Here is a 14,586-nt window from a genome sequence, read left to right on the forward strand (position 1 = left end):
AATGACAAAATATACCTTGCCAAAACTTTTCAGACATCCTCTAAATAAACTTTTATCTAGTGGGTTGTAATATTTTGGTATGAATAATTTTATGAGTTGGAATCGATGGCTAAGAGTCATAATAAGTAGTGCAATAACTTTCTATGCAAACTCTGCTATAGCTCAAATTATTGGAGATAATACTCTACCTACTAATTCTCAAGTTACAGAAAGTAACAACATCACAAGTATTGAAGGTGGCACCTTAGTAGGAAACAACTTGTTTCACAGTTTTAAAGAGTTTTCTGTAAGGAATGGAACTACTGCTGATTTTAGAAATCTTGAGGGTGTTCAGAATATTATTAGCAGAGTAACAGGTAAGTCTTTTTCTAACATTGAAGGCATCATTAAAGCTCAATACAAAGCTAATCTATTTCTGATTAATCCTAATGGGATCGTTTTTGGACCTAATGCGTCTTTACAAATTAACGGTTCATTTATTGCAAGCACGGCGAATAGTCTGAACTTTGCTGATGGTACAACGTTTAGTGCCATAGAACCTCAAAATATACCTCTGCTCACAGTCAGCGTTCCTTTTGGCTTACAATTTGGGCCAAGTGCAGCTCCCATATACAATAGATCCCAAGCACCTAGTCTTGATGGCGAAGCTAATAGTTTGAGTTCCCCTCCTGGTCTACAAGTGCAAACAGGTAAAACTTTGGCACTAGTGGGTGGTGACATAACGTTGGAGGGCGGGAATTTAACAGCAAAGTCAGGAAGAATTGAACTCGGAAGTGTTGCTGCTAATAGTCTGGTTAAGGTCAACCTAAACCCAACAAACCAAGCTTGGAGTTTGGGATATGAAGGAGTTCAGAATTTTCAAAATATTCAACTAACTCAACGAACTAATACTCCGTCTTATGTAGATGTCAGTGGCGAAGGTGGCGGCAATATCCAGGTGCAAGGTAAGCAGTTAGTACTCGATGGAGGTTCGATTATTTTAGCTAATACTCTTAGCTTGGAACCAAGAGCAAATTTAACGGTAACTACCTCAGATTCAGTAGAATTGATTGGTTCTGGCACCTCTTTGAGAACCAGAAATCTCGGCATTGGAAATGCCGGAGATTTAACAATCACAACTAGGAAGTTAGTTGTTAGAGATGGCGCACAAGTAGTACTTAATAGTAATCGTATTAGTTCAGGTTCCCCTGGACTATTGACCGTAAACGCCTCAGACTCCGTAGAACTGATTGGCGGTGCATCCCAATCCTATTTACCAAATAGTAATAATTTTTTGGCAAGCGGATTGTTTACTGCAACTTCAGGAAACGGAAATGCTGGCGACATAACTATCACCACTAAAAGATTGCGTATTCAAGATGGAGCAAGGATACTAACAGAATCTGCTGGTTCTATGTCACCTTATGGCGAATTTATACCAGCTAAAGGACAAGGAGGACGTTTGACTGTAAACGCATCCGAGTCTATAGAATTAATTGGAATCCCGGAAAATACTTCTAGAGTCAGCGGCTTGCTTGCTTCTACACGAGGTTTTGGAGCTGCTGGAGACTTAACGCTGACTACAGAGCAATTGATTGTTCAGGATGGAGCTGTAGTAACTGTAAGCAGTGAATTTCAAAATGATCCAACCTATCAACTAGGAGAAGCCGGAAATCTAAATATAACTGCTAGCTCCATCCTACTCGACGAAGGAACACTCACATCTAATAGTGAGTCAAATCGGGGTGGTGATATTGGGTTACAGGTGGGAGACTTGTTACTGATGCGCCGCAATAGTCAAATATCCACTAATGGAGGGGGTGATAAAACTGGCGGTAATATCACCATTAATGCACCTAATGGTTTCCTCGTCGCCACTCCCTTCGGAAACAACGATATCACCGCCAACGGTTTCTCTGGCTCTGGTGGTAAAATCACAATCACTGCTAAGAACCTCTTTGGTTTTGTGCCTCGCACAGGTGCAGATGTAGAGAAGCTCGATCCAACAGGCAAAACAAACCCGAATAATCTACCAACAAGTGACATCACTGCATTTTCTCAGCAAAATCCTTCATTAAATGGCACTGTACAAATCAACTCACCGGATGCTGACCCCAGCAAAGGATTAGTGGAACTGCCCCTAAATCTGGTTGATGCTTCGCGGCAAATTGTTGCTAGTTGTAGTTCTGGTGGAAAAATAGCAAGAAATTCATTTATTACCACTGGACGTGGAGGAGTAGTAGCCGATCCCACGGAGCCATTGATAGCTGATGATGCTGTACTAGCAGATTGGATCGCGCTCCCTCCAGAGAATCAGAATCGTGCTGGCGGTATTCAGAAAAGAGCCGTTGTTCAGGCGCAGAGAAACACAGAAAAAAAATTACAGAAAGTTAATTTTGTCAATGAACCTACTCAAATTGTAGAAGCCCAAGGCTGGGTAATAGATGCCAATGGGAACGTAGTTCTGGTTGCTCAAGTACCCACACAATCGCCCCATAATTCATCGCTCACCAATACATCTTGCGCTGCTCATTAAAATTTGAGATATGGCGATATTTCGTAACTTTGCAGTCATCCGCGATGCCTACGGCTGGCTACACCTACGCAATTGCTGCTCTTGTTGCGATCGCTCTACCTTCACAAATTAGGATTTCATTGCAAGTAGAGTAGCCTGATATCAGGGGATGAATTTAAAATTTGAGTGGGATAACCAAAAAGCTAGTTTGAATCTCAACAAGCATAGTATCAGCTTTGACGCAGTTAAGACTGTCTTTAACGACCTCTAGCTTACATATTCAATGATGAATAGCACTCTGTTGGTGAACGTCGAAAAATCATCATCGGACATGACCAAGACAATCGCCTGTTATTGGTCTGTTTTACAGAAAGAGCAAACGTTATCCGTATTATTAGCGCACGTCTAGCAACCAAGAAAGAACGAAGAGATTATGAAGAATTCACAGGCTTCTGAATTCTACAACAACGCAGACGATGACTTGCTTCTAGAGTATAACTTTGACTATCGCAAAGCCTTGCCCAACCGTTTTGCTAGTCAGCAAGAAAAAGCTCCTTTGACAGTTACTCTTGATGCTGATGTCGCTGAGATATTCAAAACATCAGAAGCTGTTAACAACGCTCTCCGTGCCTTACTCTCAGCAATTCCAAAGACTGAAAGATAAACTGCGATCGCCGAAATAACAAATGGGTACGCCGATATAGCAAATGCGTACGCCGATATAGCAAATAAAACCATAGGGTAGGGGCGCATAACTAGCTGTGTGCCCCTAGAGGAGATTGTGGTTCAAAAAGAGCATAAAACGGCTATAAGTTAAACTGTCTCTGGATCAATGTTTAATTCTCGTAACTTTGCGGCCATACGCGATCGCAATTGCTGCTCTTGTTGTAAGCGTTCTGCTCCCCACAGCAGCAATTGACCAGTTTCATCCCACCAGCGCAACCAATATCCAGTGCGATTTACTTTCGCACCCTGCCAAATTCCTAAAAACAGTCCAATGTTAGCAATCCAATACAGTCTATCCTGATTCGGTTGCTGGAGTTCGTATTGCCCTGAAGCACTAAGTTGATAGACTTCCACCCACCCCGCCTCTGGTTCAAAAATTACATAGATGGGGACTTGAAGAATGCGCTCATAGTAGTACCACTTACCAGGTGGGTACTTAGCTTTAATTGAGTATTCACTACCTTCTGTCTCTGACAAAAATTCCATGACGATCGCCGGAATTTCTCCTTCTAGCTTCGGGGTATAACTACGACGGTTTTGGTTTAGTGGAACTGTCGGTAACACAGAAGGGACATAGAACCAATCCGGGGCTTTAATTACCAACTTGCCATCTACAGTTGCACAAATTCCAAAATTTGTACCAATGAGTATCTGAGGCTGAATTAAAAGAGCCAGTTCCAAGCTTTCAGTTAAGGCAAATGCGATCGCTGGCTGACTAATATTATCCACAGGCTCATCGGGTAAAGGAAAGTCATCAGGTAACTTTTCCCAAGTGACAATGGGTTCAATGATAGTTGTTGACATAGAAACCTGGAGTCAGGTGGTTATTGCTATTATGTCGCACAACTCTTAATTCCCCACTCCCTAATTTGTCTCTTGAATTTGCAAACGAACAGTGTGTTCAGTCGCACCACTAAGTTGCAATTCCATGATTTCACCACCCAGAGGTTCCAAGCAGGTGAGGAGCGATCGCAAGTTGGGTGTACTTGCGCCAGTATCTACATATAATCGATCTGCTAAATTACCGATCCGTTTCCAAGTCATGTACAATTTAGCGATCGTTTGTTCAATCTGCGATGCTTGATTTACCAAATCAGCAGCAATGCTCAAACAGCCGACCCTTTGCGCTTCTTCTAAAGCTGTTTCAATATCAACATTTTCCTGCGTTAACGCCTGAACTTGAGCCGCACCTTTGAGATATTTCGCCAAGTTACGCGCTTCGCTAGTTACCTGTTTCAGGGTATCTACATCAGGATTAGCAGCTATTTCCTTCTGGATAAACTTTTGATGCGATTCTGGGAGTTTTTCCATTTCCTTCACCAGTGGGGCAATGTAGCGCGGGGGAAGGGTGTTATCTGCGGCTTTTTCTTTAACTGCTTCGGGTAATAAATCTGAGGACATGGCTGTCCATTCATCGTTGAGCTGACGCACTTCTCGCCTAGTGATGCGATCGCCTTTTTGGGCAGCTTCACTCACCATCTGTTGCACTTCTGGGACTGCTTTGGAGGTTTCGACAAATGCCCGTTTACTGAAGTTATTCACAGATCCGGGGTCAAGTTTACCATCTTCAATCAGAGTATCGGCACTATTCGCCAGTTGAATCCAGGAGTATGCTTGACTTTTGCTGATTTCCCGCTCTTTTAGCCATCGCAAAAAGCCAGTACCGCGGCCGTCACCACCGACTTTTTCTCTGTCGCGGATCGCCCGTAAAATTCGCCCTCGCCAGATTTCAGTTTGCAAATCAAAGCGATCGCATACCTGCCAAGCTACTTCTAGCTGCTGTTGAAAATCTGACTCTAGAATCTGTTCATCTTCTGGATCGGGCAGTTCAAAGCTGATATCGGCTGGCTGTTGTAAAGCAGCAGCAAGGTCGTTGATGGAGTCGGTATCTTGCACGATTGATGACTAACTAGTGGATGCGATCGGCTTATTATGCCACAATCTGTGGACTCTCACTTAAGGGGGAGTACGGTATTTTGAGTTACAACAAAGATAGTAGGAAGGGGTAAACAACTTTTGTAAAGTCTTTAATTAATCAGAGAGAATAAAAATAAAACGATGAACCAGGTAGACTACCTCCGCATTAGCTTAATCGATCGCTGCAATTTTCGTTGTCAGTACTGTATGCCAGAGGGAGTAGAACTGGATTATATTCTCAAGCAACAGTTATTGACTGATGAAGAACTACTCACCTTAATTGAAGAGGTATTTATTCCAGTAGGCTTTACCCGATTTCGTTTGACTGGGGGAGAACCCTTATTGCGTCCGCGTGTGGTGGATTTAGTCGGTGCGATCGCAACTTTACCCCAAACTCAAGATATCTCAATGACGACCAACGGTTTTTTGCTGGCTCCGATGGCACAAAACCTTTATAATGCTGGTCTGCGACGAATTAATATTAGTCTTGACTCTCTCGATCCCGATATTTTTGACCAAATTATCGGTAATCAGGGGCGTTCTCGTTGGCAACAAGTTTGGCAGGGGATTCAAGCTGCCCATCAAGTCGGATTCGACCCCCTGAAGCTGAATGTGGTGGTGATTCCTGGGGTTAATGACCACGAAGTTCTCGATTTAGCTGCCCTGACAATCGATAAACAGTGGCACGTTCGATTTATTGAATTTATGCCCATTGGTAATGTGCATTTATTTGGCGATCGCGGTTGGGTATCTTCAGCCGATTTACGAGAACGCATTCGCGATCGCTGGGGCTTGACAGAAGCTCAAGTTCGTGGTGCTGGCCCTGCTGATGTCTTTCAAATTCCCAATGCGAAGGGGACACTAGGATTTATTAGTCAGATGTCAGAATGTTTTTGCGATCGTTGTAATCGGATGCGCCTAAGTGCCGATGGCTGGCTGCGCCCCTGTTTATTAAATGAAACTGGTCAAATAGATTTAAAAACTGCCCTGCGTTCTGGTGTCAGCACCGCTCAATTACAAGAGCAGGTGAGACATTTACTCGGAATCAAACCAGAAATTAACTTTAAAGGGCGCGATTCTGGCATTTCAGGTGCATATACCCGCACCATGTCGCAAATTGGTGGTTAGGCATTGGTCATTTGTCATTTGTCCTTTGCAAATAACTAAGGACAAATGACTAAGGACAAATGATTATTAAGCTTGTCGTGAGTAGTATTCCACCACAAGTAGTTCATTAACTTGTAGTGCCACCCATTCGCGCTCAATAACGCTGTTGACTTTACCAACCAACTTATTTTTGTCAAATTCCAAATGACTGGGGAGGTTAGCCAAACCGGGATATTGCAAGTTAGCTTCCACCAACTTCCGGGATTGTGCCCGATCTCTGACTGCAATTGTTTCCCCAGGACGGCATTGGTAGCTGGCAATATTCACCACACGACCGTTAACAGTTACGTGACCGTGATTTACCAGTTGACGAGCTGCTGGGATAGTCGGGGCTATACCCAAGCGGAAAACGGTATTATCCAAGCGCATTTCCAGCAATTGCAGCAGCACTTGTCCGGTAGAACCAGTAACACGTCTGGCTTTCCGCACATAGCGGAGCAATTGCTTTTCAGTCAAACCGTAGTTGAAGCGGAGCTTTTGCTTTTCCTCTAGACGGATAGCATACTCAGAGCGCTTCTTGCGATTCTGGCCATGCTGCCCAGGTGGGTAAGCGCGTCTGGCACTTTTACGCGTTAATCCTGGTAAGTCGCCCAAGCGGCGGACAATTCTGAGGCGGGGCCCTCTATATCGGGACATGAGTTTCCTTAATCTAATCCTGTTTAAACTTTACCGAAACATTCAATTTTGACATTCCCCTAATTTTTAATCAGGGGATTCTTGGTTTTTTGAAGCTGCTTACCGAGGTAAGACGTATCTCACCAAGGTAGACGCATCGATTTTTGCGCCAGTTGCTTTTAATCGGTAAACCCGACAAACTAGCCTCCAAGCCTGAATTCCGACCTGTCACGCCGTACTCCTGCCAATAAGTTTTTTGTGTTTATTTAGTTTCGTAGGCTACTCAATCATCAGATTGGTTTACGCAGTATTCTTACTCTGAAATACTTTTTACGTTGCCTACTTATCTTTCAAACAGCTATATTAACACAATTTTCGACATAATTAATTATGTCTATACTTGAAGCTAACGCGCCTACATATTGCACAAACTCCGTGTAGACCGTCATTAGTCATTAGTCATTAGTCATTTGTGTTTACTAAGGACAATTGACTTAGGACAACTTCTCCTGAAGGAGATGGTGCGCGAACACCAGTTGATGTGCTTTTCTTTTTGCGTAACAGCTTACTACCTCTGAAATTCTTAGATTACAGAGGATTTTTAAGATATTTGAGTTAGCATAACTTTGGGTGTTTGGAGAATGGCAATGTCAATGAGCAAAAAAGTGGTTAGCAGAGTTAAGAACAAACAAGGCAGTTCCACCTCCAGGATTTTAACATTACCAGTTTTGGCTATAGCTGGATGTTTAGCAATCTTGCCTAATGTGGCTGTCGCTGCCTCTTACAGAAATGATTATAGTGTCTGTGCGGGTCGCCTCCTGAGTGTGGGTGTAAGGGCAGAAGCGGCATCAGAAGGTTGTGCAGCAGCATTGCGTCCAAGAGATTTGGCTGCTTGCGTGGTGAAAATTGATAAGGAAACCCAAATTGCTGCAACGGATGCGCTTTATTCTTGTGGAAAGGCCCGGCGTCCTGAAGAGTTAGCAACCTGTGTAGTTGGCGTCAGCTTAAGTACTAAAGAAGAAGCTAATCCAACAGTTTTAGATTATTGTGGACGCAGTTTGTTACCCGTGCGCTTTGGCCAGTGTGTGGTTGGCTTGCGTAGCCAAATCGACTTTCCCGCTACTCAAGCGCTAGATACTTGTATCAGTGCTGATGATAGTGTTATCGGTGCTTCATCTTCGTCTACACCGCCAACGATAATTCCTGCGGGTTCAAGTCCAAGTTTAGAAACTACCCCATTTCCAAACCAACCGGTTGTTCCAACCCAACCAGTTATTCCAACTCAACCAGTTATTCCAACTCAACCAGTTATTCCAACTCAACCGGGCACTAATTAGATTACAGTGCTTTGTGTAATTGATATACAGGTTGAATTTAGAGTGGCTATTTGCCACCCTGATTCAGGGACTACCAAAAAATAAATTATCTGATTTTAATTTGTAGGTTGGGTTGAGCAACAGCGAAACCCAACCTTATATATTTACAATGCTTCAACCTGACTGGATAATTTAACGTGAGTTCGATGAACCTCTCCCGGACAACCTCCCTCTCCCACGGGGAAAGGGAGGAGCAACGAGAAATTAGGGTTTTGGCTCTTCTCTGGGTGTCCAAGAGGGGTTGGGGGAGAGGTCAAAAAAGGGCTTGTCGAACTCACGTTAATTTACCTTTGCTGACTGTATAGCTTTGGTTAGGCAATGACAGTAATATTTACATTAGTTACTATATTTCTTACTTTGGTCTTTATATCATCATCAAAAGGTTGCAGAAGTTTCTCTACCTCGCCCAAAAAAGCCGTCCTTTTGCCCTTCTCAATGATGTCAACATCTGGTATTATCTAGACTACAAAGATATCATGCGAACTTTTAGGCGGATTGTACGCTAATGCAACTTTTGTCAAACGTTCTATTAGCTAGGACAAACTTCCGTAGCACTTCTGCCACTTGTGGGCATACGATACCTAGCACTGTTCCCAAAGTGTCCACTGACTAGGTAAGCATTTCATTCAAATAAATGAAAAACATTATAATTCTCCTCTCCAACGCAAAGAGGAGTTGGAGAGAGGTTAGTTGAACTCACGTCAGTTTTTCAGCTTTGGGAATTTAGGATTTTGCACAGTTTGGACAGTTAGTTGTACTAGTCTTCTCTTTCACCAAAAGCTGTCTGTAAAACCACTGCAATACCACCGTCTTGATGATATTTGTCTGCCCAGGCACGGATAACTTCATCCAATTCTTCCATAGCCTGATCCATTTTTTCTGGGAGGATGTCAAGTTCTTCCAGCAAGCGCATGGCATTTCGTCGCCGTTCTGCCCAATTTTTCATCATGCGGAAATACCGAGCAGTATCTTCCACGGTGATGTGTGTACGTTCTTCATCGTCTGTTGGGGTATAAGAAAGACGGGTAAGCGCGTAGAAGGGCATTCCCCAAGGAGAATCAATCCGTGTTACCGTTCCTGAGTAAAGCAGACGGCGCTTAATATGCTCGCCCAAAGCTTCACTCAAAGGCATTTGGTGTTCTGGTGGCAAGTCTTCTTGCGATCGCTTGTGTAAAAACTCGATCAAATCCAGAAACTCAAAGGAGCTAACTAACTGAGCATCAGGTAAATTACTGGGCAGTTTTTGCTCAATTTGTCTTTTTTCTTCACTTGTCAGATTAGTACCAGGAACACGCGATCGCCCCGGTTGCCAAGGATATTTTTCTAGCCAGACATAAGGCAATTGAATTAAATAGCGAGGTTCTTGAGAACCCAGCATTTTTAACAGTTTGCCTTCTGTTAGTGCCTGCCTGACTTCTTCTACAATAATTTTTACTCGTTTTGGCTCCAAGTGATGCAAATGCCCTGTCATGCGCAGGTTTTGTCCCTGCTCTAGATAGGTCATGTAAATTGCACACTTTGCTGCTGTTGCGGCTGCGTCTAAAAATGCCCCATGCCTGTGCCCACTCGTCCGCATGGCACTAAAAGCCAGATAAAGCATGATCTGATCCATCGCACTGGGGTCAAGACGTTTGATCAGATCTATGTCGTTACTCATATTACAGACAATTGAATAGCACGTTTACAAAATTTTTAATCGAGTGAGAATTAGGTAGTATACACCTGGCTGAAGGCTGTCTTTACTTCAAACTATATTAGTATGCGATAACGATGATATCGGTGGTAGCGGAAACTACCGTTTTCGCATATTTCCTGCTAAAAAAGCAGAGTTAGTAGTTGTGACTATAACTGTCTGGAGCATCTAACCGGAAAATTAGAGACACCATTAAATCTAGCTTAACAGTGCTTTATGTCCCAACACTCAACTATGCTGCAATTAATCTCCAAAGCCTTTCAGTTTTCTGGTTTTTTTCATCTTTCAAGAGCAACAACGTCAAGCTGCATACACCGAATGATGGCGCTATGCTGACTCAGAATAAAAACTAGTTTACGCAGTTAATCTGGGATATCTGTTACTAGAAAAAGATGCTTTTTTGCAACTTTGGCGAGTTATTTGTAGTACACAATTGACTAGAAATAATTGGGAATTGTCTCAAAACAAATCGTTTACCAGGTGTAGCCAAATTTAGAGGTTGAGCTATACAGCCCGTTGTAAACTATCATTCCGTTCACAACCTCCAGTGATGTCTCGGCAGTATCAGCCGTTGGCTTGAGGGAAAATAATAGACATCAAGTAGAGCAAATAATTCCAATTTCAAAATACCTGTTGTTTTTCAAATATTGTTCCTCATCATATCACTATTTTTTGGTTTTGAAATAAAATTATGCATTTTAAAGTTTATAAATGATGACTATTTAAATATTTTATATTCTGCTTAAATCAAGGTTTGATGATATTTTATATCTAGCCTAAATCCCAGTTTTATTTATTATTTTCTATATGATGATTGGACACAAAAAGCCGCGATTATTCCCAATTAAATCGCGTATCTATAAGGCTTTGCTGCTCGTGCTAATAACCGAAAAATTAGTTAATAGCCATACATATAATAAAACATCTTGGGTTCTATCCGATGATTGTTTAAAAAGTTTTTTGCCATAAATTTATATTTCTTTCATGAAAGAATTTTAAATTTTCATGATTTAACTAATTTATTGGCTACTTTTAAGTATGTTTTACCTCGCTATTTTATATATTTCAGAGGCTTAAATTACGTAGATAGTTGGTTGCGAGAAAAGAGTGATAATCCGTAGTAAGGTACGATAAAAGCTTCTTTTTCTGGGTGTTTTGGCGATCGCAGATTCAGTGAGCTTGTATAAAACGACAGAAATCAAGATACCATCTTACAAAACAAAATTAGTAAGTGGGTGTGAATAATTAAAGATTTGTAGTGACTTAGTGCGGTCTGATAAACTTCCCCATTAGGGACAAATAAAACCAAAGGATAAGGGCTTTAGTCCTCACTACAAGGCAATTTCATGTAATTTACATTGCTTAACATAAGTTAGTCTATTCTTGCCCACTTACTTTGCCTCCCATACTGGAAAAATAGGTAGGTTCACCGCCTAATATCAATTAAGTACGTTTGGCTTGAAACAATGAGTTCCTCTAAGCATTTCTGCGACTTCTCCATCTCTTAGTTCCAAAATATGCTGCAATAGTCTTAACTCCTTGCGAATCTTCTCTCTGAGCAAGTACTTGTGCCCAATTGCTGGAGTCAGTACTACTCATATTGCTTACATATACGTGTTTTCCCTACCTGTATCAGGCTAAATTCCTAAAAATATATTACAAGTCGATTTATTCTGAATACTGCTTGCCGATCTATTAAGTGTTATCTGCACCTATACAGCATTCTGAAATTATTCGTAAAAATTTAAATCCCCAACTTATTTGAGAAGTCGGGGATCTTGTTTGTCACATTAGTGTCAGGATTGATGCTGAGAGTGATGAGGAGTAAAGTAGCTCCTATCACTCTTAAGCTGATTGAACTCGCCATTTAATTCGTGGGACTAGAGGGTTTAACCTGATTTCGCATTGTTTCAAAGCTGAAAGCAGCCGCGCCAAAGGTTACAAATAACACTCCCAGAATTTGCACAATATCCAAATTTTCTTGAATGATTAACCCAGCGAAAATCACGGTTAAAACTGGGATGCTACCACCGATGAGCGCCGATCGCGAGGCACCTAGTTTACTAATACCAACATTATTGAGTAAATAACCTGCAAGGGTCAGCACGCCTAAAATAAACGCGCTTAAAACCAATTCCAACATTTTCGAGGGGTCAACTACTACCAAATTCCAACTGCTTGGCAAAGGTAGCATCAAACAGATAAAGCTCAACAACAACATGGTAGTGAAGTTGATTAAAGTAAAAGTCACCGGATGGAGTTTGCTAGCACAGACTCGCGTCAGAATTATGTAGGCAGCAAAAGCCACACCCGAAAGAATGGCAGTGCTGCTTCCGATTGAAGTATTACCGATCCCGATGCTGGGAGAACCTCCTAAAACCAACAATTCACCGCAGCAAATTGCGGCGATCGCGGCGATGCGGAATAGAGTGGGGCGATCGCGAAACAGAAACCACGAAAATAGACCGCTAACCATTGGATAGATAAAGAACAGTGCGATCGCCATTCCAGTTGTGATTTGAGCGATCGCAATATAGATTAGTACCTGAGATAAAAACAAAAAGCACCCACTCACAATTGACAACACCAAAATCTGCTTGGTAGCTGCATTGGCAGGTGTAGCATTTCCTCGGACTGAAGCAGACAAAGTTTCCAAGTCTTGCCACAGTCTTGGATGCAATATCGGAGACAAAAGTACCATTAATGGTACGACTACCATAAACCGTAGCGTCAAAATTAACAGAGTATTGCCCAAAGTCGGCGGTAGCAATTGTTCTACCTCTAATACTCCAAAAATCTGGGAACCTTCGTGGAAAATCACCTTGATGGCTACGTTGTAAAGCGACGATACCACTGCCGATAAGACGATCAAAAACAAACCGATTTTGAGTGTCGATGAGCTAGAAGAATTAGGCGATCGCGATTGTGGGGGTTTTGCTTCCACCTGCGGTTCTGGCGCAGTGGTCGATGAGGGTTCAGCTTTGCTTTGCGATACGTTCTTACGGCGGACAGAAAGTGGTTCAGTAGGAATCTTGAGAGAAGGTCGGATTATTCTCGGCTGTAGCACAGATGCGATCGAAGGCTCTGATTTAGTTTCGTTTTCCGGCGATTCCTGATTAAGGACAGAAATTGGCTCGGTGGCATTATCCTTCGATGGCGGAACTATAGCCGCAGTAGATTCTGATGGCGTTTCTCTTACCGACAAATCCTTGCTTGGATTCGCGACGTTTTCTTTAATAATCGGCGGCTCTAATGTTGTTTCTTTTGGCGACAAATCCTTGCTGGGAGAAGAAATTGGATTCGCAACGTTTTCTCTAACAATCGGCGCCTCTAATGTCGTTTCCCTTACCGATAAATTTTTGCTGGGAGAAGAAATTGGAGGCGCGGTGTTTTCTTTAACAATCGGCGGTTCTAATGTTGTTTCCCTTGGTGAAAATTGATTGGAAATCGGTGAAATTGGCTCAAGGGAATTTCTTACTACTTGCTCAAACTCTGGTAAGGATGTTTCAACAGAACTGTTTTTTTCTGGCTCCGTAAACTGCAAAACAGTAGGTATACCTGCTGTTGCTGATTTACGTGAAGTTTCTTCTATAGTTTTTTCTAGTTCTCCATGCAGGCGGTTAACAAACTCCGCCAAAATCGTTTCCCCTTGCTGCTGCTGGCTATACATCCGTGACAACTGTTGGGAAAGATTACTTTGATAGTTCTTCAGCTCCTGTTGTAAGGAATTAAAGGTAACAGTAACGGTGTCATCGAGACTGTCAAACATATGTTCGACTTTTTCATTAATTTCACCTACTACATTGCTGCTCACTTCAGCAGACTTGAGCGCGGCTTGTTCGTAAGATTTGCCCTCTATGCTTTGATTAGCTAAAGTTGCCAGAGAGGATTGCAGTTGTGAAGATATATGCTTTGCCAGAACTTCTGCCAGTTGCCGAATTAATACTTGCTGCTCGGTGATTTGGCGCACTTGTTGTAAATGCTCTTTTTCCTCTACCAAGCTTTGAATCTCATCAGATAACCGATTTTTTTCTGACTGAAGCCGCTTTACGTCTTCCTGCAAGCCTCTGAGGACATTCTGCTGAAGATTTTCTAAGTCTTCAACTAAAGCCCAAAGAGCATTTTCTGCTGCTCTAGATAGCTCCCCTCTGACTCTTGGGTTTTCTGGTTGCTTCTCGAATCGCCCCATTAGCTTCTAACCTCTAACACTTTGACGATAAAGCTGCTTCCCGTACACTTTATTGGCGGTCATCCTAATTTCCTGTATTTTGTCAGATAAATTAAAAATTTTAACAGCACTTCCGCATTTCAACGTAATTCTGTCATACTGAACACAAGTTAGCAAAGCATCCTAAGTTTGCCATACAGCTTACTACACCGTGTTCTCTTCAACATTGATAAGTATTTAACCATTAGATTGGGAATTTTGATGAGGTAGCACCCGTCTTCTCCCAAGGGGAGACGCTAAGAGCGATGGCGATTCCCATAGTTAGCGACGCCAGAGCATCTGGGGGATTGCCCAACCCGAAAGGATTTTCGATCGATCGCCACGCCTGGAAGTCGCTTAAATAAAGACTTTTTTATTTTTGGTCAGTTTA

The 14,586-nt window shown here is 42.4% G+C and carries 10 protein-coding genes; 5 read left to right on the forward strand and 5 right to left on the reverse strand.

Annotation, left to right across the window (positions count from 1 at the left end; all coding sequences use genetic code 11):
• Nucleotides 1–91 precede the first annotated feature (91 nt).
• From RMZ95_RS18870 to RMZ95_RS18880, 3 genes are all read left to right on the forward strand, one after another.
• Nucleotides 92–2,515: a filamentous hemagglutinin N-terminal domain-containing protein gene (locus RMZ95_RS18870; RefSeq protein ID WP_322684499.1), complete on the forward strand. Its 2,424-nt coding sequence runs from the start codon at nt 92–94 to the stop codon at nt 2,513–2,515.
• A 333-nt stretch (nt 2,516–2,848) separates the two neighbouring features.
• Nucleotides 2,849–2,950, forward strand: a complete 102-nt coding sequence (locus tag RMZ95_RS18875) for a BrnT family toxin (RefSeq protein WP_322684498.1) — start codon at nt 2,849–2,851, stop codon at nt 2,948–2,950.
• Nucleotides 2,928–3,158, forward strand: coding sequence for a hypothetical protein (locus RMZ95_RS18880; RefSeq protein WP_322684497.1), 231 nt, complete (start codon nt 2,928–2,930; stop codon nt 3,156–3,158). Before RMZ95_RS18875 ends, RMZ95_RS18880 begins: the two co-directional genes overlap by 23 nt.
• Before the next feature lie 149 nt (nt 3,159–3,307).
• Here RMZ95_RS18880 and RMZ95_RS18885 read toward each other — a convergent pair whose 3' ends face one another.
• Nucleotides 3,308–4,024 carry a Uma2 family endonuclease gene (locus RMZ95_RS18885; protein WP_322674728.1) on the reverse strand — a complete coding sequence of 239 codons (717 nt, stop codon included), beginning with the start codon at nt 4,022–4,024 and terminating at the stop codon, nt 3,308–3,310.
• A 60-nt stretch (nt 4,025–4,084) separates the two neighbouring features.
• The gene (locus tag RMZ95_RS18890; protein ID WP_322674727.1) at nt 4,085–5,116 is read right to left on the reverse strand and encodes a hypothetical protein; all 1,032 of its coding nucleotides are present in this window, start codon (nt 5,114–5,116) and stop codon (nt 4,085–4,087) included.
• Nucleotides 5,117–5,278: 162 nt separating this feature from the next.
• Between RMZ95_RS18890 and moaA the strand changes: the two genes are divergently transcribed.
• Nucleotides 5,279–6,265 (forward strand): GTP 3',8-cyclase MoaA, encoded by a 987-nt coding sequence (moaA, locus tag RMZ95_RS18895; RefSeq protein WP_322684496.1) that lies wholly within the window; start codon nt 5,279–5,281, stop codon nt 6,263–6,265.
• Between the two features lie 66 nt (nt 6,266–6,331).
• Here the strand turns inward: moaA and rpsD are convergent, their stop codons facing one another.
• The gene (gene rpsD / locus RMZ95_RS18900) at nt 6,332–6,940 is read right to left on the reverse strand and encodes a 30S ribosomal protein S4 (protein WP_069071263.1); all 609 of its coding nucleotides are present in this window, start codon (nt 6,938–6,940) and stop codon (nt 6,332–6,334) included.
• A 632-nt stretch (nt 6,941–7,572) separates the two neighbouring features.
• On the opposite strand from rpsD, the gene RMZ95_RS18905 reads away from it, so the two are divergent.
• The gene (locus tag RMZ95_RS18905; protein ID WP_409883184.1) at nt 7,573–8,256 is read left to right on the forward strand and encodes a hypothetical protein; all 684 of its coding nucleotides are present in this window, start codon (nt 7,573–7,575) and stop codon (nt 8,254–8,256) included.
• A 796-nt stretch (nt 8,257–9,052) separates the two neighbouring features.
• Here RMZ95_RS18905 and hetR read toward each other — a convergent pair.
• Entirely contained in the window at nt 9,053–9,952 is a 900-nt protein-coding gene (gene hetR / locus RMZ95_RS18910; RefSeq protein WP_094349731.1) for a heterocyst differentiation master regulator HetR, read from the reverse strand.
• A gap of 1,903 nt (nt 9,953–11,855) precedes the next feature.
• A complete protein-coding gene (locus RMZ95_RS18915; protein WP_322684320.1) occupies nt 11,856–14,177 on the reverse strand; it encodes an EamA family transporter in 2,322 nt (773 codons plus the stop codon).
• Nucleotides 14,178–14,586 lie beyond the last annotated feature (409 nt).

It is taken from the genome of Nostoc sp. DedQUE07 (assembly GCF_034530975.2).
Taxonomy (GTDB): domain Bacteria; phylum Cyanobacteriota; class Cyanobacteriia; order Cyanobacteriales; family Nostocaceae; genus Nostoc.

Excerpts from the sequence above, each read along its gene's own strand:
- hetR (WP_094349731.1), bottom strand. The coding sequence starts at position 9,952 with ATGAGTAACGACATAGATCTGATCAAACGTCTTGACCCCAGTGCGATG.
- RMZ95_RS18905 (WP_409883184.1), top strand. The coding sequence starts at position 7,573 with ATGAGCAAAAAAGTGGTTAGCAGAGTTAAGAACAAACAAGGCAGTTCC.
- moaA (WP_322684496.1), top strand. The coding sequence starts at position 5,279 with ATGAACCAGGTAGACTACCTCCGCATTAGCTTAATCGATCGCTGCAAT.
- RMZ95_RS18915 (WP_322684320.1), bottom strand. The coding sequence starts at position 14,177 with ATGGGGCGATTCGAGAAGCAACCAGAAAACCCAAGAGTCAGAGGGGAG.
- RMZ95_RS18880 (WP_322684497.1), top strand. The coding sequence starts at position 2,928 with ATGAAGAATTCACAGGCTTCTGAATTCTACAACAACGCAGACGATGAC.
- rpsD (WP_069071263.1), bottom strand. The coding sequence starts at position 6,940 with ATGTCCCGATATAGAGGGCCCCGCCTCAGAATTGTCCGCCGCTTGGGC.
- RMZ95_RS18885 (WP_322674728.1), bottom strand. The coding sequence starts at position 4,024 with ATGTCAACAACTATCATTGAACCCATTGTCACTTGGGAAAAGTTACCT.
- RMZ95_RS18870 (WP_322684499.1), top strand. The coding sequence starts at position 92 with ATGAGTTGGAATCGATGGCTAAGAGTCATAATAAGTAGTGCAATAACT.